Annotated in this window: 3 protein-coding genes; all 3 read right to left on the bottom strand. The window is 59.3% G+C overall.

Annotation, left to right across the window (positions count from 1 at the left end):
* The coding region (gene rpsU / locus AC1DT3_RS21950) for a 30S ribosomal protein S21 (RefSeq protein WP_477467291.1) at positions 1-286 on the bottom strand (286 nt) is incomplete at its 3' end.
* Positions 287-458: 172 nt separating this feature from the next.
* A complete protein-coding gene (locus tag AC1DT3_RS21945) occupies positions 459-659 on the bottom strand; it encodes a hypothetical protein (RefSeq protein WP_477467290.1) in 201 nt (66 codons plus the stop codon).
* 126 nt (positions 660-785) lie between these two features.
* Positions 786-995, bottom strand: a complete 210-nt coding sequence (locus AC1DT3_RS21940) for a cold-shock protein (protein ID WP_477467289.1) — start codon at positions 993-995, stop codon at positions 786-788.
* Positions 996-1,179: the final 184 nt, after the last annotated feature.

Raw genomic sequence — 1,179 nt, 5'->3', positions numbered from 1 at the left:
CACCAGGGCCGGCACCAGCGCCCGCTCCCATACCGGGGCGGCGAGGTCCACCTGCGAAACGCGGCTTCGGCTTCGGCGCTGCAATCAAACCTTCGCGAATGGCCTGCTTACGAGCCTGCTTGCGGGCACGGCGCACAGCTTCGCCCTTTTCCCGCGCCTTGCGCTCGGAGGGCTTCTCGTAAGACTTCCGCTGCTTCATCTCACGGAAAACGCCTTCGCGCTGCATCTTCTTCTTGAGAACCCTGAGCGCTTGCTCGACGTTGTTGTCGCGAACGAGTACTTGCAAAATATGTCCTTACCAAATCTGAGCGTTCTCCCTTCGCATGGGCGAAGGGTCAAACGGCGTGTATGCCGACGGAATCTTCGTGAATGGACGCGGACTATATCATATCCCGCGCGTTTTGCACGCCCTTACGACATCGCCCTCGGCAATGGCCGTGTAGAGGCGCCATTCCAGCCTAGCGGACCCGGCGGACGCTCGTGATCTGCCCCTCGGGGAGATGCCCGGCTTCCTGCTGCTCCTTGGCGATCGTGATCGCCAGGTAGTCCTCGCTGGGGCCGCCATGGTTCGGCACCACGAAATACGCAGTGCGGCCATCCTCGTAGTTTGCCGCGAACATCACGGATTTGACGGGGGTGGTCTTCCTGAAAGCGAACATGGCATTCTCCATCGGCGCCGTAGGCGCAGTTTTCGCAGAGCTTGCGAATGATAAGAGGCCGCCCCCTTGAAAAGTTGCGGCCTCCAAGATTGAGCGCGGACCTGATCCGCGCCGGATCGAAATTTTTTACTCGGCCTGGATGTTGCCGACTGCGATCTTGCCCGTGCGGCGATCTTCCTGGGTGTCGAAGGTCACCTTCTGACCTTCACGAAGCCCACGCAGACCAGCGCGCTCGAGAGCGGTGGCATGGACGAACACGTCCTTCTCGCCGTTGTCCGGCTGAATGAAGCCGTAGCCCTTCTGATCGTTATAGAATTTAACGGTGCCCGTAATCATCGGGGTAGTCCTTTCACTGGCATCTAGTGCACGTAAACGCCGACCCGCAACGCGCGAGCCTGCGCAGTTTGTCGAAGTTGGAAGAGAAGTCAGCACGTGCGCCTTATTACAGTGCAAGGCGTAGCGGCCCAGTTGTCCGGCCAAAGTCGATAAAACAAATATGGAGGCGGAAAGAGGCAAATGC

The sequence above is a fragment of the Microvirga sp. P4_G7 genome (assembly GCF_056401005.1).
The sequence above is the reverse complement of the archived record's forward strand: the minus strand, read 5'-3'. Positions and strand labels throughout refer to the sequence as shown.

Bases quoted from the DNA above. Each gene is read 5' to 3' on its own strand.
- AC1DT3_RS21940 (WP_477467289.1), bottom strand. From the start codon at position 995: ATGATTACGGGCACCGTTAAATTCTATAACGATCAGAAGGGCTACGGC.
- AC1DT3_RS21945 (WP_477467290.1), bottom strand. From the start codon at position 659: ATGTTCGCTTTCAGGAAGACCACCCCCGTCAAATCCGTGATGTTCGCG.